The organism is Undibacterium sp. TJN25 (assembly GCF_049339885.1).
Taxonomy (GTDB): Bacteria; Pseudomonadota; Gammaproteobacteria; order Burkholderiales; family Burkholderiaceae_D; genus Undibacterium.
This window is the reverse complement of record NZ_JBMPPM010000019.1, coordinates 39,959-55,335: the sequence shown is the minus strand read 5'-3', so window position 1 is coordinate 55,335 and position 15,377 is coordinate 39,959. Positions and strand designations below refer to the sequence as shown.

Sequence of the window (15,377 nt, the reverse complement as noted above, 5' to 3'; positions counted from 1 at the left end):
AGTACATTCACTACTACAATCACGACCGCATCAAGGCAAAACTAAAAGGGCTAAGTCCTGTGCAATACAGAACTCAGCCCTTAGCCACCTAGCTATTTAAACCGTCCAACTAATTGGGGTCAGTTCACTCGCATGGGCTTTTTTATTGGCGGCGCGCCTGTTTCCCGGCCGGCGTATGTGTCATTTGCGTCACACCCCTCAAGATATTTACTCACAGCCTGCGCGCAAGCCCAGCTAGAATTTGAACATGACTTACGATTCATCCCCGATTACCGCAATCGCCACTGCGCCTGGCCGCGGCGGCATAGGCGTGGTCCGCATTTCTGGAAAAAACCTCGGCACCGTCGTGCAGGCGCTGTTCGGCAGCCAGCAGTTCAAGCCGCGCCACGCGACCTATATCCCTTTTACGCAGGCAGATGGCAGCGTTATCGACCAGGGCATCGCCATCTATTTCAAGGCCCCGCATTCCTATACCGGCGAAGACGTACTGGAGCTACAGGGCCATGGCGGCCCGGTTGTCATGCAGATGCTGCTGAACCGTTGCCTGGAAGCGGGCAAGGAGTTCGGCCTGCGGCTGGCCGAGCCCGGCGAGTTTACCCAGCGCGCCTTCCTCAACGACAAGCTGGATCTGGCGCAGGCCGAGGCGGTCTCCGACCTGATCGAGGCCTCTACGGAAGCGGCGGCCAAGTCGGCGTCGCAATCGCTGTCCGGTGTGTTTTCCAAAGTGATCCACACCCTGGTTGAAAAGGTCGTGCACCTGCGCATGCTGGTGGAGGCGACGCTGGATTTCCCGGAGGAAGAAATCGATTTCCTGGAAAAATCCGATGCCCGCGGCCAGTTGGCGACGATACAGGCGGCATTGAAGCAAGTCTTCGAACAGGCAGCGCAGGGCGCACTATTGCGCGAAGGGCTGAATGTAGTGCTGGCCGGTCAGCCTAACGTCGGCAAATCCTCGCTGCTGAACGCATTGGCGGGCGACGATATCGCGATTGTGACGCCTATTGCCGGCACCACGCGCGACAAGGTCACCGAGACCATCCACATCGAAGGCATACCGCTCAACATCATCGACACCGCAGGCATACGCCACCACGCCGACGAGCATTTCGAGGCCGGCGGCGAAATCGATGTGGTGGAAGCCATAGGCATAGAGCGCACCTGGGCCGAGGTCGACAAGGCCGATGTCATCCTGCACCTGCTGGATGCCAGCCGCGGCCCCACGCGAGCAGACGAAACCATCATCGGCCGCTTTCCGGACAATGTGCCGGTCATCCGTATCTGGAACAAGATAGACCTGTCAGGCCACCATGCCAGCGTGGACCTGATGGAAGACGCCACCCACGTCTACCTGTCCGCGCAAGACCATGTCGGCATAGACCTGCTGCGCAAGGAGCTGCTGCGCATCGCCGGCTGGCAGCAAACCGGCGAATCGTTGTACCTGGCCCGGGAACGCCACCTGATTGCGCTGAAACATGCGCATGAGCACCTGGAAAACGCCGCGGAATACGCCGCGCAGAATGATCAGTCGCTGGACCTGTTCGCCGAAGAACTGCGGCTGACGCAAGACCGCCTGAACAGCATCACCGGTGAATTTACTTCGGACGATCTGCTGGGTGTGATCTTTTCGCGGTTTTGCATCGGCAAATAAAACCACGGCCGGGCAGATTCATGGAGGCATAGCTCCATTGAAATCTATCCGGTCGCGTGGTGTCGGAACAGACGCTGCTACGCACCCTGATGTTCTGGATAGTCGGTGTAGCCGCGATGGTCGCCGCCGTAGAAGGTACTACGGTCATAGGCATTGAGCGGCAGTCCCGACTCCAGCCGCTTCGGCAGATCCGGATTGGCGACAAAATGGCGGCCAAAGGCAACCATGTCCACATCTCCACGCGCAATGGCTGCGTGCGCGTCTTCCGCCTCAAAACCGCCCGCGGCGATGACCGGGCCGGTAAAGATCTTGCGTAGCCGTGCAGAGGCAACCGGCGCCTGACCTTCGGCCACGACTTCCGAACCATTGACGCGCGGTTCGATAATGTGGAGGTAGGCCAGGCCAAAGCGGTTGAGTGCGGAGGCCACATAGTCGAAAGTTGCCTGCGGATTGCTGTCGGACATGGACAGGAATTTGCCGCCGGGCGAAATGCGGACACCGACGCGATCACCGCCCCATACGGACGCAACGGCTTCGGTCACTTCCAGCAGCAGTCGCGCGCGATTCTCCACCGGGCCGCCGTAAGCATCGCTGCGCCGGTTGCTGCCGTCGTTCAGGAACTGGTCGAGCAGATAGCCATTGGCGCCGTGGACTTCTACACCATCGAAGCCGGCAGACCGGGCGCGTTCCGCGGCACGGCGGAAGGTTTCGACAATGCCTGGAATTTCATGCGTTTCCAGTGCGCGGCTCGGCGACGGCGTGACCCAGCCGTTGGCCGTGAAAGCGGCACCTTCAAATGGGATGGCAGAGGGTGCAACCGGGCTTTCACCGCCTGTCATGTCAACGTGCGATACGCGTCCCACATGCCACAGTTGTAAAAAAATGCGGCCGCCTTTGGCGTGCACGGCATCCGTGATACGGCGCCAGCCATCGACCTGCGCATCGCTGTAGATGCCGGGTGCGCCCAGATAACCGCGCCCGTTAAACGCCACCGCCGTGGCTTCGGTGATGATCAATCCTCCTGCGGAGGCGCGCTGGCGATAGTATTCCAGCATGAGCGCATTCGGCACATCACCGTCCTGGTCGGAACGCAGGCGCGTCAATGGAGCCATTACCACGCGGTGCGACAAGCTTGTCGCACCCAGTTTGATGGCATTGAATAAAGAAGTGTTTTTCATGAGAAGATCCCTGCAGGCCGTTACCGGCCTGTATAAAAGTAAAAGTGGAATGCGTTATTTCAGACTCCTTGCAGCGCCTGAAAAATGTTCGCTTATGCCTTGGCGCTGGGACGGGCAGCGATGCGGTCATACCAGCGCCTGAGCGCTGCGTGATCTTCCGGAATCGGCAGCTTCGCACCACCGGTGGCGAAATCGACTGTTACGAGTGCAGTAATATCTGCTGCCGAAAACTCTTCGCCTGCGATGAAAGGAACTTCTTCGAGACGCGCATTGATGTCGGTATAGAAGTTCTTGATGCGCAACAGGCTGCGTTCTGCCAGCGCCGGAATCTGCTCGTAGGCATGCGGCCCGGACAAGGCGCGTCCCTTCAACCCAGGCACGGTATTGCGTACCGCTTCCATCACTGCCGCGAAACCGTCGAGCTCGACACGGCGTTCCCACATGGCGATCAGGCCTTGTTCCGTGGCCGTCGAACCTAGCAAGGGCGTTGCAGCGTGAATTGATTCCAGGTAGCGGAAGATGGCCGGCACTTCGGCAATGGAGGTGCCGTCTTCCAGCACCAGCGCGGGAACTTGCAGGCGCGGGTTGATCGAGCGATAGGCGTCGGAGAATTGTTCCTTCGCGCCTAGGTCGACCGGAACGACCGTCACCTCCATGCCTTTCTCTGCAAGGAAGATGCGCACCCGGCGTGAATTAGGCGAGCCTGAGGATTGATACAGTTTGATGGTGTTGCTAGTCATGGTGAAACTCCTGATAGTTGGATAATGAGAAATGAATGGCTGATAGCGCGCTGCGTGGCGGCGGCATGCAGCTGCCGCACTGCAGCTTCCGGTATTACAGTTTCGAACCGCCGTCGACGCGCAAGGTGTCGCCGGTGATCCAGCGTGCCTGGTCGGATGCAAGAAAAGCGATGGCGGCGCCGATGTCGTCCGGTTGTGCCATGCGTTTCAGTGACTGCATGCCGAGCGTGGCATCGCGGCCGGCTTCAGTCTTCGCAAAACTGGACATGTCGGTTGGCACTACCCCTGGCGCAACCGCATTGACGCGGATGCCGCGTTCGCCCAGCGCCGTGGCGAAATGTTTGACCAGCGTGTCGATTGCGCCTTTGGTGGCGGCGTAGGCTGATAGAGTCCCTACCGATGCATGCGCCGCCAGCGATGACAGCAGGACGATGCTGCTTCCCGTGCACAGCGCAGGCAGCAATTGCTGCACAAGGAAAAACGGTGCACGTACGTTGACGGCAAACAGCCGGTCGAAATCTTCCACCGTGGTGTCCTGGATCGATGCCGCCGTGGCGATACCGGCGTTGGCCACCAGCACATCCAGGCGGCCGCCGATAATGGCGCGCACGCGCTGCGCCAACTGGTGCGGGCCATCTGGCTGACTCAAGTCGGCGGCGATCTTCTCCGCCTTGCCGCCGGTCCGGCGAATTTCATCGACGACGGCAGTGGCTTCCTGCTCGCCGCTGCTGTAATGCACAAGCACCTGCGCACCGGCTTTTGCCAGCGCCAGCGCTGCGGCCCGGCCGATGCCCCGGGATGCGCCGGTCACCAGTGCAGTCTTTCCTGTTAGCGTATTCATGTTGGAACTCCTTGATGGTTGCAGGGTTGGTTCGATGATTAGCCGGCAGTCTTGCCGCCGTCGACCGTGACAATCTGGCCGGTCACGAACGCGGCGCCTTCGGATGCCAGATACAGCACCGCGCCGGCGATGTCGGCGGGCTTGCCGACGCGGCCGAGAGGCACGCCTGCTGCAAGCGCAGCCTTGTTCTCAGGCGTTCCGGTAAAGCGGTCCAGCATGCCGGTATCGGTTGGTCCCGGGGCGACGGCATTGACGCGCACGCCGCTGGCGGCCACTTCCAGCGCAGCCGACTTGGTAATGCCCTCCACCGCATGCTTGCTGCCGGCATAGACCGACGCGTACGCGGCGCCTTCATGTCCGTAGGTGGAGGAAATGTTGATGATGCTGCCGCTTTTTTGTGCAGTCATGACGCGCAGTTCGTGCTTCAGGCTGAGCAGCGTACCCAGTACATTGGTGTCGAAGGTAGCGGCATAGCTGTCGGCAGTCTGGTCCATGATCAGCCCAGGCTGGCCTTCTGTGCCGGCATTATTCACCGCGACATCAAGGCGCCCGAAACGTGCCACGGTCTGGTCAACCAGGGTGCGAACATCGTCGTCGAGACGCACGTCAGCGCGGACGAAAAGAGCTTCGGCGCCGAGTTGACGCAGTTCCGCCTCCAGCGCCTTGCCTTCCGCGTCGCGGCGGCCGGAAACCACCAGATGCGCTCCATTTTTTGCGAATGCCAGTGCAGTAGCACGGCCGATACCGGTGAGTGCACCGGTGATGAGAACAACAGGATGAGTCATGATTTACTTCCTTCGAGGTATGTTTTTTAAACATGGGATACAGGTCCCATGACATCGGCAGGCATCTGGGTAATTCCCGAAATGCGTTGCTACAGGAAGCAATATAGGAACTTATGGCACAATAAAAAAAGACTTTATAAGCTGGTAGGCATACCTGAAAAGCATGGCTCGATGAAAATCACGGGAGAATGAAATGGAACTGCGGCATCTTCGCTACTTTATCGCCGTTGCCGAGACCGGCAGCCTGACCATTGCGGCCGAGCAGCGCTTGCATACGTCGCAGCCTTCCCTGAGCAGACAGATTCGTGACCTGGAAGAGCAAGTTGGCGCCGAATTATTTATTCGCAGCGCCAGGGGAGTAGAACTCACCGCGGCAGGCAAGGCTTTCCTGGATCATGCCAGGCTGGCCCTGACGCAGGTTGATGCCGCGATTGAAGCGGCGCGGCGGGCTGCCCAGCCGGCCAAGCAGAGGTTTGCTTTGGGATTTTTAACGGGGCAGGAAATGACCTGGCTCCCCAGGGCAATGAACATCCTGCGTGAAGAACTGCCGACCGTGGATATTACCGTCTCCAGCGACTATTCTCCCGATCTCGCGGAAGGGCTTGCGCGTGGCAAGCTCGATATCGCCTTCCTGCGCGCAGAGCCGGGTTTTGACTTGCTTTACCATGTCGTAAGCCGCGAGCCGCTGGTAGTGCTGATGCCCAGTGACCACCACCTTGCCTCGCATGAGAGCATCAGCGCGCAAGATCTCGTCGGGGAGAAGTTCATTGCGATGGCAAACAAGGCCAAGGTGCTGCGTGCCACCATTGACGACTACCTGCAACGTGAAGGCGTTGATATCGTGCCGACGCAGGGAGTGGATAATCCGGCGATGGTGATGTCGCTGGTTGCTTCCACCCGTGGCGTTACGCTGATCCCCTCCTATGTGGAAAACCTGATGCCCTGGTCTGTTGTCAGCCGCCCGCTTGCCGGCACGCCGCCGACCATCGACTTGTGTGTCGGCTACAGCAAGGCGAACATGTCGCCGGTTCTGAAGTTATTTGTTTCCCGGCTCAACCAGCTGGTCAGCGAAGAAACGACAGAGCACGCGCGTTCTGGAAATGCGCTTTGAACATGCACTTGAGCACCGGCCGTCGGCCGGAGGTCGGCATTCCCATCATGGTCCAGATGGGCCTCGCTTACAGGCCGCGCGAAAACATGTTCACATCCAGGCCTGGAATCAGGTCCATGCGCACCTGTTTTTCCACGATAAAGCCTAGTTTGCGCGCGACGTTAGCCGATCCCTCATTGTCCGGATGCACGAGGGCAATCAACTTGGTCAGGTTCAGCGTACGTGCAAATTCGATAGAGGCGATCCCTGCTTCCTGCGCCAGCCCCTTGCCCCAGAATTCAGGCAGCAGCCGGTAGCCCAGCTCCACTTCGGCAAACGGCGGCATGTATTTCAGGCCGCTGAAACCTATCAACTGGCCGGTTTCTTTCCACACGACGGCAAAACGGCCGAAACCGTATTTACGGTAGTCGGTGATCGACCCTTCCATCAGGCTGGCTCTTACCTCTTCGACCGAGCCCATAGGCTTGTTGCCGACATAGCGGATTACTTCGGGGATCACGCACAGCGGGTAATAGGCTTCGGCATCGTCGGCAGTAAATGCACGTAGCAGCAGGCGTTCGGTTTCTACGGTGATTTTCATATTTCCTTTTGCTTCAAATGTTTATCCGGCCCATACTGAGTCGGTATCTGTTATCTGAGTTTTACTTTGCCACGTCTCCAGCGGCCAATGCCCAGCAATAGCGGTATCAGCACGATACACCAGGGCAAAATATAGGCGAGAGCCGTAATCACGATGGAAATGCCCTCCGCCAGATGCCGGATAAATTTCTGACATGCTGACTTTACGGGCGACATCAATCCTTCTTCGTCTTCGGAATTGATACTGATTTCTATGCGCAGGACTTCAGTATTGACCCGTTCAGCCAGTTTCGCTGCATCGCTTTTTGCACTTTCCAGTTCGGATTGCACGCTAGCGATTTCCTTGGACAGCTTGATCAGGGTATCAAGGTCGGTACCGGGACGCGCGTTCAAGGTGTTTAGCCGGTTCTTATACTCCTCCAGCATGGCAAGACGCTTTTCATTGTCGACCATCGGCTGTGCCAGGTCCTCAGCCTTGGTGGACTGTTTGAGGATACGATTTCCAGATGACAAGGTCTTTTGCAGATTCCGGATACCTTCTGGCGTCGCCCTTAAGGTCAGGCGTGCCGTTACTGTGCTCCTAGCGTCATAACTTACACCGCTGCCTATTTGCGCGAGCAGTATGGTGCACCGGTGGCCCGTATCTGCAAGACATTGCGCCATTGTTTTCTCGTATAGCGCAGCAACTTTGGTTTCCTGCGTTTGCAGGCTCAGCTCATGTTCATAAGCGAGCGTACGTGGTCCGGCAGGCTTGCTCACTGAAGGGGGAGGTCGATTTTCCAATACCTGTGCGTTGCCCGCGCTTTTTTCATCTTTGGAGCTGCATCCACTGAGCAAAAGAGAAAAGGCCAACAGAAAAATAGGGAATCTCATCTAAGACTTGCCTTCGCCATGAAGTCGGATGATCATCATAGCTAATTTGCAATAAGTTGCAAGTAGATACGAATGCACAGGTATGTTGTTTCGCAGAATTATGGGGCTCGCATGCGAGCTCTGCCATCTAGCGGCGGGGCTGAAAATGGATGTCCGAAATCAGCCAGTCCGATGCAAAAGATGATGCGATGATGTACGCTATATTCTTCAATGAAAGGAAAATTCATGGAACACCACGCCGAAGCCGCCAACCAGGCAAACCGAGCCCACCAGTTTCACGCCTTGCATGCTCACGAAGGCACAGCACTGGTGCTACCGAATGTATGGGATGCCGTTAGTGCCAGGCTGATGCAGCGCTGCGGCGCGCAGGCGATCGCTACCACCAGTGGCGGTGTCTCCTGGGCGCACGGTTATGCGGACGGCGGCGCCTTGCCTATCGCAGCTTATCTGGCGACGGTGCGCGAGATCGTGCGGGTGGTGCAACTGCCGCTGTCGGTGGACCTGGAAGATGGTTATTCCGATGACGCTGCGGTTGTTGCCGCCAATGTGGCCGAGTTTATTGCAGCGGGCGCGGTCGGCATCAATATTGAAGACGGCGCTGCCGCGCCGGAACTGCTGATGGCGAAAATCGTGGCCATCCGCGAAAAATCAGCGGCCATGGGCCTGGACCTGTTCATCAATATCCGTACGGATGTGTATCTTCGCGGCTTGGTGGAAAAGGACAAGCTGGCGGCGGAGACGATACGGCGGGCAGAGTTTTATAAACGCGCGGGCGCCGACGGCCTGTTCGTGCCCGGCCTGGCGGACCTGGAAGTGTTGCGCAGCATTGCCGAGGTGGTCGGCATGCCTGTCAATGTGATGGCCGTGCCCGGGCTTGCCAGCGTGCAGCAACTGGCGGCGCATGGTGCGCGCCGTGTCAGCGCGGGGACAGCGCTGATGCAGGCAGTACTGGCTTCGACGGTGAAGCTGGCGAACGATATGCTGGTGGACGGCAGTGTGGAAGGCATGTTCGCCGGTAGCCTGGGCTACGGCGAAGTGAATGCCTTGTTTCCTTAGGCCGGCTCAGCCTTCTTTAGAAGCTTGTTTACCCTTATTCCGGCGCGTCCGCATCCTGATCGTCATGGCTGACAGTCTTGGTGCGGTCTGCGTCTACCTTGTCTTTCAGGCTTTTTGCTTCATTGATGAACTGGTCTACCGGCTTGTCTGCGCTGAGCCGTATCGCCGGCGGCAGGATCTGCGACATATACAGTTCGTCGCCGGCCTGGCCGTAACGCTGGAAGTTCATCATCAGCATCAGCCCGGAACCGAGCAACCCAAGGATGATGGCGGTGACGGCCACCCGGCGCGGATGGCGCGGGTTGATGGTGCCCAGGTGAAAATATACCATCGCCGCCGTGATGGCGATCATCACGTGGCTGCCGTAGCGGCTTAATTCTTCCAGCGACAGCGCATACGCCGCCGTGCCGCTGAACAGGCTCCATACTTCCATCGCCGCCATGCCGCAGCCGGTAATGAACAGGTGCCGGCCAAAGCGCGCATGGCCGCCGAACAGGCGGTTGGCAAATGCCCAGACGGCGCTCCAAACCAGCGCGCCGCTGAGCACGTAGGTAATCGCCATCAGGTAACGTATCGCCTCAAACTTGCTGACGTCGCCCAGCCAGGTGCTCAGCGCGGCCAGCAGCGCGATGATGGCCAGGCCGCTCAGCGCCGGCGGCCAGCCTTCCCAGCCGTGTATCGTGGTGTCGGCAAGTTCGTCCGCCACCTGGAAATCGGCCGCACGCACCCGCAGATTGGTATGGCCCAGCCGCACCACGGTATTGCCATTGATGCTGATCAGCGGCAGCCGCTTGCCCTGGTGCACGATACCGTTGTGGCTGCCAAGGTCGCGCATGTGCAGGCTGCCGTCTTCGCCCTGTTCCACGATGGCGTGGTGGGCAGCGGTGTGCGGGTCGTCCAGGATGAAATCATTGTCGTAGGCGCGGCCTATGCGGATCGGCAGCGCGCTTACCTGGTGGCGGTGCCGGACTTCGTCCTTCGATGCCAGCACTTCCACAAAAAACGGTGAGTTCATCGGTCCGTTCATCAGTTGCCTCCCTTGCTCAGGGATTCAAGGAAGATGCGTGATACGCGCAGGCCGTTGTCGTACGACACGCCCTTGGTCTCGATGCGGCTTTGCAGGCTCATCATGGACTGGTCGGCACTGGCCGTCAGCAGGATAAAGTCATACAGGCCGGTGAATTTGCGGTAAGCGCGCACGCATAATACGGCGCGCATCGGCAGCTTCTTGTTGCTGACGAACTGCTCGTTGCAAGCCGGGGCGGTGACTTGCGCATTCTTGTAGCTGCCGCTGACCTGGTTCTTGAAGGCATTGCTGACCAGCTCCGAAAAACGCAAAGAGTTCAGCTCGGTGCTACGGGTAAACGCATGCTGTATCGACACTTGCCCGGTTTGCAGCTGGCCGGAAACGAAAATGGCCGATTCGGTCTGGCAGCGCATTTCGTCCACCGTATAAGGAATATCCGGCTTGGCGTTGGACTGGCCCCAGCAGCGCACCTGGTCCGACTCGCGCACCGGCACGCGGTACGGCCCCAGGCTCTTCAGCGTTAGCGGGCTTTCCAGCAGCTTGTCGATGATCACCGCCTGGTGCGCCATCAACTGCTGGCCGACAATCAGGCTGAAATCCTTGGCCGGCCTGGTTTGCAGGCGTACTTTCGCCAGCAGTTCCTGCACATAGCGCACCGGCACCAGGAAGCTGACCAGTTCGCCATCCAGCCGTTTCGATACATTGACGCCGGCGACCTTGCCGTCCGTGGTCACGTTCGGTCCGCCGCTCATGCCGGCATTGATGGGGCCGGTAAACATCAGCTGGTCGTAAAAACCGCGTCGTATGATGCCGTTATACGAACCTTCCGAAATCGCGAAACCCAGGTCCAGCGGGTTACCCAGCGAATACAGGTACTGTCCCTGCGTCAGTTCCGGCAGCTGCTGTATCTGTTCCGGTACCTTGAAAAAGCCGGTGCCCGCGCGCCCCACCCTGACCACGGCCAGGTCGTGCAGCGCATCCACTGCCAGTAATTCGACCGGACCGCGCTGGTTGGCCGTATCGACGTATTCGCCGACATAGGTTTCCGGTTCCAGCGCGATTTGCGACATCACATGATAATTGGTGACGACCAGCTTGCTGTCGCCGACCAGGAAACCCGAGCCCACTGAAGCCTGCGTGCGGCCGTTTTTCAGCAGTACGCGTATCTGCAGCAAGTCGTTTTGCGCTGTCGAATACAGCTTTTGCGCGGAGGAGGACGGTGCAGGCAGGGGCAGCTGTTCCTGCGGCGGCGGGCCGGCGGCGAAAGCAGCGGCACAGGCCAGCAAGCCTGTTAGGACGACAGCCATACGGGAGAATGTCATTTGTTCTTCTTGGAAATAAGCTTGTCAAAGTATGAATAGCCTGCCTGCGGCTGTCCACCAATTTCTAATTTCAATTTAATATATTACCGATATCAATTTCTTGCAGGCAGACCCGGAAAATAAAAAAGCCACGAGTTACTCGTGGCTTTCGTGGCTTTTTATTCGCCGCTAAGGGAAAACGCTTATTTGCTGCCGTTCGCTGTCAGGCCGCGGCGCACCAGCAATGGCTGGATGATGGCGTCGCGACCGCGGAAATTGCGGAAGGCTTCCATTGCATCCATGCTGCCGCCCTTGGACAGCAGCTGCTGGCGGAACCAGTCGCCGTTCTTGCGAGACAGTCCGCCGTTTTCCTTGAACCACTCTACCGTGTCCGCATCCAGCACTTCCGCCCAGATATACGAGTAATAGCCTGCCGAATAGCCGCTGGCGAAGATGTGCGAGAAGTAGGTGCTGCGGTAGCGCGGCGGCACTGGCGCATAGTCGACACCGCTTTGTTTCAGCGCATTGGCTTCAAATTCCAGCGCATCGTCCGGGATCTGGCTGGTGCTTAGCTGGTGCCAGCGCTGGTCCAGCAGCGTTGCAGCCAGATATTCGGTGGTGGCGAAACCCTGGTTGAACTTGCCGGTAGCGGCTAGTTTGTCTACCAGCGCCTGCGGCATCGCTTCGCCGGTCTGGTAGTGCTTGGCGTAGTGCTGCAGGACTTCAGGCCAGACTGCCCACATTTCGTTGACTTGCGAAGGATATTCGACAAAGTCGCGCGGCACGCTGGTGCCGGAGAAGCGTGGGTAGCGCACATTGGAGAACATGCCGTGCAGCGCGTGGCCGAATTCATGGAAGGCGGTGCGCACTTCGTCCGGCGTCAGCAGCGTAGGCTGGCCTTCAGGCGGTTTGGGGATGTTCAGGTGGTTGGCGACGACGGGCTTGGTGCCGAACAGGAAGGACTGGTCCACATATTCGTTCATCCACGCGCCGCCTCGCTTGTTGTCGCGCGCATAAGCGTCGTACAAGAACAGCGCCAGCGGCTTGTTGTCGGCGTCGAACACCTCAAACACGCGCACGGTAGGGTTGTAGACCGGCAGGTCCTTGCGTTCCTTGAAGCTGATGCCGTACAGCTTGTTGGCCGCATAGAATACGCCGTTCTGTAGCACATTGTTCAGTTCGAAATACGGGCGTAGCTGCGATTCGTCGAAGCTGTATTTGGCCTTGCGCACCTGTTCTGCGTAGAAGGCCCAATCCCAGGCCGCCAGCTTGAAGCCGCCTTTTTTGCCGTCGATCAGCTTCTGCATGTCGGCCGCTTCTTTTTTCGCATTCGCTACCGCAGCAGGCGTGATCTCGGCCAGCATCTTGTTGACGGCGGTCGTGTTCTTGGCGGTATTGTCTTCCAGCGAGTAGGCGGCGTAGTTAGGATAGCCGAGCAGCTGGGCTTTTTCCGCGCGCAGTTTGGCCAGGCCTATCGCCACTTCGCGGTTATCGAATTCGCCGCCATGGCTATTGCGCTCTACCGATGCATCGTACAGGCGCTTGCGCAGTGCGCGGTTGGTCAGTGTGGTTTCATACGGCTGGCCGGTGGTATTCATCAGCGCGATGACATATTTACCTTGCAGGCCGCGTGCCTTGGCGGCGTCGGCTGCAGCGGTGATTTCATTGTCGCTGAGGCCTTTCAGTTCGGCCTTGGTGTCGACGATGACGGCAGAGGCATTGGTTTCCTTCAGCACGTTCTGGCTGAAGGTCGTGCCCAGGCTGGCCAGCTGCGCATTGATGGCTTTCAGCTTGGTCTTGTCGGCATCCGACAGTTTGGCGCCGGCGCGTACGAAATCGGTGTAGTAGCGGTCCAGCAGGCGGCGCGATTCGGCATCCAGCGCCAGGTTGGCACGCTGGTCGTACACGGCGCTGATACGCGCGAACAATTTGCTGTTGAGCCTGATTGCATCATTGTGCGCCGCCAGTTTTGGGGCCAGGTCGCGCGATATCGCCTCCATCGCCGGGTCGGTGTTGGCGCTGGTCAGGTTGAAGAACACGGCGGACACCTGGTGCAGCATGCGGCCGGCTTTTTCCATCGCCACAATGGTGTTGTCGAAGGTGGGCGCGGCGGTGTTGTCTGCAATCGCATTGATTTCCGATGTCTGGCGGCGCATGGCTTCGGTAAAGGCCGGCGCATAGTGTTCATCCTTGATCTTGTCGAAGGCCGGCATGCCGTAAGGCAGCGTACTCGGCGTCAGGAAAGGATTGGCAGTGCCGGCTTCCGCCGCCGCATTGGCGCCGGAGCCTGCGTTGTTGGTTTGTTGTGCGTCGGCGGCGATACTGGAATTCAGTGCGAGGCTCGTGCAGAGCATCATGAACAGGAGGCGTGACATGTGGTCTTCCCAAATTAAGTGAATGGATAGGCTTGCTTGCCCCGGCAGCGCCCGTCCGGCTTTTTTCTATTTCTGGCCGGGAGGATAAAAGCTGCCAAGTCGTGTGACAGGGATGTTACGGTCTTATGACTTGGTATTCTGCCATTTGATTCCTGAAATTGGGAAAATACCGGAAATTCGATACAGAACTGTAAAATTTGCAGGAAAGCCGCAATTTTGTATAGAAAAATTGGAAAAAGCCGGTATTTGATTCCGTGACGAACGATGCCGCCTTGCGGTGGAGAGTGTCAGCGCTGTTTCAGGAAAGCTTCCAGCCGGCTCGCGCCCAGTTCTAGCTTCTCCACCGAGCTGGCGAAGCACCAGCGCACATAGCCTTCGCCTTCCGGCCCGAAAGCGCTGCCCGGCGCCAGCCCCAGGCCGGCTTCGCGCACCAGCCGTTTGCATAATTGCAAGGTGTCGGTTTGCCCATCGACGCGGAAGAATAGGTACATCGCGCCCTTGGGGTTGGGTGTGGTAATGCCCGGCATCGTGTTCAGCCGCTGGTACAGGTAGTCGCGCGCGGTCTGGTAGCGGGCCAGCGTATGCTGCACGATTTCGTCGCCGCGCTCAATGGCGGTGATGCCGGCGCGCTGGATGAAGCCGGGCGCGCAAGAGGTGTTGTATTCGATCAGCTTGCCGAGGTCGGCCATGATGCTTTGCGGCGCAACGATCCATCCCAGGCGCCAGCCTGTCATCAGCCAGGCCTTGGAGAAGCTATTGGCCGAGATCAGCAAGTCTTCCGGTACGCTCAGGTCCAGGAAAGACGGCGCGCAGTTTTCGCCATAGACCAGCCTTTCGTAGACGTCGTCGGCCAGTATCCAGATGCCGTGCCGGCGGCAATGATCCAGCACCGCCTGCTGCTGTTCGCGCGGCATGACCCAGCCGGTCGGATTGTTCGGCGAATTGATGAATACGGCCTTGGTGCCCGGCGTCAGCGCGTCCAGCAACTGCTGCAGGTCCAGTTCCCAGGTCTGGCCGAATTGCAGCGGCACCTTGGTGACCTCGGCGCCGAGTATCTTCGGTATCTCCACCAGGTTGGGCCAGATCGGCGTCACCGCCACTACCCGGTCGCCGGGGTTCAGTATGGTTTGTGCAATCAGCATCAGTGCCGATACGCCGGCCGATGTGACGGCGATCCTTTCCGGTCCTATAGGCTGGTGCAGCTTGGACAGGTAGGTGGCGATGGTTGCGCGCAGCGCGGGGATGCCGTAGTTGTGCGTGTAAAAGGTATCGCCGGCGTCCAGGCCTTCCTTGGCGGCATCACGGATGAATTGTGGCGTGACTTCGTCAGGCTCGCCGAACCAGAATGGCAGAACGTTATCCAGGCCCATGCCGGCATTGGCGACTTCACGGATCTGGGAGGCGCCCAGCTGCTGGACGATGGATCTTGCTTGCGGGAGGTGCTGGGTCATTGTTCGTTTAGCAGAGGGAAAGGTTTTGGGCCAGGCTCAGGATCAGCGAGGGTTGCAGATAGGCAGCGGCGCTGGCCGCTGCAATGAGCGCCATTGCCAGGGCAAGCAGCAGTTTTTTGGGTTTGCTTGGGGGCATGGTGGGTTGGGTTTGGTTGTTGGATTTAGTTTAACGCAAAGTGGGGGGGATGGTGGGCTGGTGGATTGACCGGGCCAGTTTTGGGGCCTACGGTTTGATAACTCGATTACACTTCGTGGGTACTGGTCGGGGGTGGCCCGACAGCCACTTACTTTTTCTTGCTTCGCCAAGAAAAAGTAAGCAAAAAGAAGGCGACCGCAGACTTGCCCTTCGGTTGATGGCGCTGTGCGCCATCACATTTTGCTGCATCACAAAAAATGGGAAACAGACGAAACT

General features: G+C 58.7%; 15 protein-coding genes. 4 read left to right on the top strand and 11 right to left on the bottom strand.

The genetic code is table 11. The features are described 5' to 3' along the window. Window positions 1-92, top strand: a 92-nt coding sequence (locus ACO0LO_RS28050; RefSeq protein ID WP_422967035.1) for an IS3 family transposase, incomplete at its 5' end; no start/stop codon positions are given. 155 nt (window positions 93-247) lie between these two features. After that, a complete protein-coding gene (gene mnmE / locus ACO0LO_RS28045) occupies window positions 248-1,648 on the top strand; it encodes a tRNA uridine-5-carboxymethylaminomethyl(34) synthesis GTPase MnmE (protein ID WP_422969679.1) in 1,401 nt (466 codons plus the stop codon). A gap of 77 nt (window positions 1,649-1,725) precedes the next feature. Here the strand turns inward: mnmE and ACO0LO_RS28040 are convergent, their stop codons facing one another. The 4 genes from ACO0LO_RS28040 to ACO0LO_RS28025 form a co-directional block, all read right to left on the bottom strand. Then, on the bottom strand, window positions 1,726-2,826 hold the full coding sequence (locus ACO0LO_RS28040) for an alkene reductase (protein WP_422969677.1): 1,101 nt from the start codon (window positions 2,824-2,826) through the stop codon (window positions 1,726-1,728). 92 nt (window positions 2,827-2,918) lie between these two features. After that, entirely contained in the window at window positions 2,919-3,566 is a 648-nt protein-coding gene (locus ACO0LO_RS28035; protein WP_422969675.1) for a glutathione S-transferase family protein, read from the bottom strand. A gap of 94 nt (window positions 3,567-3,660) precedes the next feature. After that, entirely contained in the window at window positions 3,661-4,407 is a 747-nt protein-coding gene (locus ACO0LO_RS28030) for an SDR family NAD(P)-dependent oxidoreductase (RefSeq protein WP_422969674.1), read from the bottom strand. A 38-nt stretch (window positions 4,408-4,445) separates the two neighbouring features. Then, window positions 4,446-5,192: an SDR family NAD(P)-dependent oxidoreductase gene (locus tag ACO0LO_RS28025; protein WP_422969672.1), complete on the bottom strand. Its 747-nt coding sequence runs from the start codon at window positions 5,190-5,192 to the stop codon at window positions 4,446-4,448. A 193-nt stretch (window positions 5,193-5,385) separates the two neighbouring features. On the opposite strand from ACO0LO_RS28025, the gene ACO0LO_RS28020 reads away from it, so the two are divergent. Continuing rightward, window positions 5,386-6,303: a LysR family transcriptional regulator gene (locus ACO0LO_RS28020; RefSeq protein ID WP_422969670.1), complete on the top strand. Its 918-nt coding sequence runs from the start codon at window positions 5,386-5,388 to the stop codon at window positions 6,301-6,303. Window positions 6,304-6,370: 67 nt separating this feature from the next. Here the strand turns inward: ACO0LO_RS28020 and ACO0LO_RS28015 are convergent, their stop codons facing one another. Both ACO0LO_RS28015 and ACO0LO_RS28010 read right to left on the bottom strand, forming a co-directional pair. After that, window positions 6,371-6,883 (bottom strand): GNAT family N-acetyltransferase, encoded by a 513-nt coding sequence (locus tag ACO0LO_RS28015; RefSeq protein ID WP_422969668.1) that lies wholly within the window; start codon window positions 6,881-6,883, stop codon window positions 6,371-6,373. Window positions 6,884-6,933: 50 nt separating this feature from the next. Beyond that, the gene (locus tag ACO0LO_RS28010) at window positions 6,934-7,755 is read right to left on the bottom strand and encodes a DUF4349 domain-containing protein (protein WP_422969666.1); all 822 of its coding nucleotides are present in this window, start codon (window positions 7,753-7,755) and stop codon (window positions 6,934-6,936) included. Between the two features lie 225 nt (window positions 7,756-7,980). Between ACO0LO_RS28010 and ACO0LO_RS28005 the strand changes: the two genes are divergently transcribed. Beyond that, the gene (locus ACO0LO_RS28005) at window positions 7,981-8,811 is read left to right on the top strand and encodes an isocitrate lyase/PEP mutase family protein (protein WP_422969664.1); all 831 of its coding nucleotides are present in this window, start codon (window positions 7,981-7,983) and stop codon (window positions 8,809-8,811) included. A 34-nt stretch (window positions 8,812-8,845) separates the two neighbouring features. On the opposite strand, the gene ACO0LO_RS28000 is transcribed toward ACO0LO_RS28005, so the two are convergent. From ACO0LO_RS28000 to ACO0LO_RS27980, 5 genes are all read right to left on the bottom strand, one after another. Further along, window positions 8,846-9,838: an FHA domain-containing protein gene (locus ACO0LO_RS28000; protein ID WP_422969662.1), complete on the bottom strand. Its 993-nt coding sequence runs from the start codon at window positions 9,836-9,838 to the stop codon at window positions 8,846-8,848. Then, on the bottom strand, window positions 9,838-11,160 hold the full coding sequence (locus ACO0LO_RS27995; RefSeq protein WP_422969660.1) for a S1 family peptidase: 1,323 nt from the start codon (window positions 11,158-11,160) through the stop codon (window positions 9,838-9,840). Before ACO0LO_RS27995 ends, ACO0LO_RS28000 begins: the two co-directional genes overlap by 1 nt. 182 nt (window positions 11,161-11,342) lie before the next feature. Further along, on the bottom strand, window positions 11,343-13,514 hold the full coding sequence (locus ACO0LO_RS27990; protein WP_422969658.1) for a M3 family metallopeptidase: 2,172 nt from the start codon (window positions 13,512-13,514) through the stop codon (window positions 11,343-11,345). Window positions 13,515-13,801: 287 nt separating this feature from the next. Further along, window positions 13,802-14,965, bottom strand: a complete 1,164-nt coding sequence (locus ACO0LO_RS27985) for a pyridoxal phosphate-dependent aminotransferase (protein ID WP_422969657.1) — start codon at window positions 14,963-14,965, stop codon at window positions 13,802-13,804. Between the two features lie 7 nt (window positions 14,966-14,972). Beyond that, complete coding sequence (locus ACO0LO_RS27980) at window positions 14,973-15,101, bottom strand: hypothetical protein (RefSeq protein ID WP_422969655.1); 129 nt, start codon at window positions 15,099-15,101, stop codon at window positions 14,973-14,975. Window positions 15,102-15,377 lie beyond the last annotated feature (276 nt).

Coding starts and splice junctions, on each gene's coding strand:
- ACO0LO_RS28005 (WP_422969664.1), top strand. CDS start 7,981: ATGGAACACCACGCCGAAGCCGCCAACCAGGCAAACCGAGCCCACCAG.
- ACO0LO_RS27995 (WP_422969660.1), bottom strand. CDS start 11,160: ATGACATTCTCCCGTATGGCTGTCGTCCTAACAGGCTTGCTGGCCTGT.
- ACO0LO_RS28015 (WP_422969668.1), bottom strand. CDS start 6,883: ATGAAAATCACCGTAGAAACCGAACGCCTGCTGCTACGTGCATTTACT.
- ACO0LO_RS27985 (WP_422969657.1), bottom strand. CDS start 14,965: ATGACCCAGCACCTCCCGCAAGCAAGATCCATCGTCCAGCAGCTGGGC.
- ACO0LO_RS28020 (WP_422969670.1), top strand. CDS start 5,386: ATGGAACTGCGGCATCTTCGCTACTTTATCGCCGTTGCCGAGACCGGC.
- ACO0LO_RS28030 (WP_422969674.1), bottom strand. CDS start 4,407: ATGAATACGCTAACAGGAAAGACTGCACTGGTGACCGGCGCATCCCGG.
- ACO0LO_RS27980 (WP_422969655.1), bottom strand. CDS start 15,101: ATGCCCCCAAGCAAACCCAAAAAACTGCTGCTTGCCCTGGCAATGGCG.
- ACO0LO_RS28010 (WP_422969666.1), bottom strand. CDS start 7,755: ATGAGATTCCCTATTTTTCTGTTGGCCTTTTCTCTTTTGCTCAGTGGA.
- ACO0LO_RS28000 (WP_422969662.1), bottom strand. CDS start 9,838: ATGAACGGACCGATGAACTCACCGTTTTTTGTGGAAGTGCTGGCATCG.
- mnmE (WP_422969679.1), top strand. CDS start 248: ATGACTTACGATTCATCCCCGATTACCGCAATCGCCACTGCGCCTGGC.
- ACO0LO_RS28035 (WP_422969675.1), bottom strand. CDS start 3,566: ATGACTAGCAACACCATCAAACTGTATCAATCCTCAGGCTCGCCTAAT.
- ACO0LO_RS28025 (WP_422969672.1), bottom strand. CDS start 5,192: ATGACTCATCCTGTTGTTCTCATCACCGGTGCACTCACCGGTATCGGC.
- ACO0LO_RS28040 (WP_422969677.1), bottom strand. CDS start 2,826: ATGAAAAACACTTCTTTATTCAATGCCATCAAACTGGGTGCGACAAGC.
- ACO0LO_RS27990 (WP_422969658.1), bottom strand. CDS start 13,514: ATGTCACGCCTCCTGTTCATGATGCTCTGCACGAGCCTCGCACTGAAT.